Here is a 1,538-nt window from a genome sequence, read left to right as displayed (position 1 = left end):
CGAGTTCGAACGGATCATCCAGGAAGCGCGAGCCCTGACCGATCAGGAAGGCCGGGCCGCATAACCAACGTCTCTACGAAAACTGGGGATTGACAAGTGCGTGAACACCCTGGTGCCTGTGCTCAGTGCGAACAGCGTCGTCCGCTCATCGGTTTCACCGATGCGGGGAACGGGATCTGCGGACCCTGCGCCGGCGTCGATCTCACCTACGCGTGCCGGCGTTGCGGCACGAGCGACAGGATCTTCCGCGAGCGATTGTGCACCCGCTGCTTCGCCACGAAGCAACTGGCCGAGGCGCTCGGTGGAGATGACACAACGGTCCCCGGACAGCGGCAAGACTTCCATTCGGCTCTTTCGGCCGCCGGACACCCCCGCCGAGTGGCGTATTGGCTGACTTGCGACGGAGTGCCAGCTCTCATGTCGCAACTTGGCGCCTCTCATGCGGAGTTCACTCACCAACTGCTCGACGACCTGCCCAACACGCCGACCACCCGCTATATCCGCGACGTCCTCGTCGCCGCCGCGGTGCTGCCGCCGCGGGACGACCGATTGGAGGCCTTGCCGCTGGGCAGACGCCCTCTTGGCCCAGGCACCGGTCCCCCAGCGCAAGTTCCTCACTCCCTTCACCCATTGGTATCTGCTGCACCGCATCCGCCGGGCCCACCGGCACCGCCCGCTACGCGCCAGCACGCAGCACCAGACGCGATTGCGGCTGCGCCGAGCCCTGGAACTGCTCGACTGGCTCGACGAGCACGGCATTTCTCTCGGGGAGCTCACACAGCCGGAACTCGAGACGTGGCTGGAGGAAGGGCCTGAGAAACGTCGTGAGGTGCGTGCCTTCGTCGTCTGGGCTAGAGACCGGGGTCTGGCCGGCGAGCTCGTAGTCCCCAGGGCCCCCGTCGCCGCACCCAGTGTCTTCAGCACGGACGAGGACCAGGCCGAACAGCTGCACCGGTGTCTCGGTGACGATGCGCTGCCTCTTGATGTCCGTACGGCTGGCGCCCTGACGCTCCTCTTCGGGCTGCAGCACACCAGACTGCTCGAACTCACCGTGCACGACATCATCGACGACGACACGCTGCTGGCGCTCAACCTCAACGGTCATCGTCTTCCGCTGCCACCCGAAGTCGCCCAACTAGTCCGCGCACTGCGCGACCAGCGCCAGAAACGCTGGCACCTCGACCAGACGGCCAGCACAACACCATGGCTGTTCCCCGGGCAGGAGCCCGCCCGCGCTCTCGGAGCCACCTACCTCTACTTGAAGCTCCGCCGACACGGCATCGCACCCCTCGCCAGCCGGAACAGTGCTCGTCTCGCGCTTGCCACCGATCTACCAGCATCTGTCCTCGCCGACTTCACCGGCACCAGCATCAGCAACTCCACCCGCTGGACCGGATACGCCAAGCGGGACTGGCTGGACTACATCGCCAGCCGCGTAGACCCCTGAGAAGGCTTCCGCTTACCGCTCAACGGGCTTGTCTGGTCGAACAGGGGTCCTGATCGGGTGATCGCGGCAGGAGCGGCGCATGAAGGCAGGG

Annotated in this window: 1 protein-coding gene; it reads left to right on the top strand. The window is 65.9% G+C overall.

Annotation, left to right across the window (positions count from 1 at the left end; genetic code table 11):
- Positions 1–580: 580 nt before the first annotated feature.
- Complete coding sequence (locus HDC93_RS39185; RefSeq protein ID WP_260420021.1) at positions 581–1,447, top strand: hypothetical protein; 867 nt, start codon at positions 581–583, stop codon at positions 1,445–1,447.
- Positions 1,448–1,538: the final 91 nt, after the last annotated feature.

Source organism: Streptomyces sp. AK010 (genome assembly GCF_014207295.1).
GTDB classification, from domain to species: domain Bacteria; phylum Actinomycetota; class Actinomycetes; order Streptomycetales; family Streptomycetaceae; genus Streptomyces; species Streptomyces massasporeus.
The sequence above is the reverse complement of the archived record's forward strand: the minus strand, read 5'-3'. Positions and strand labels throughout refer to the sequence as shown.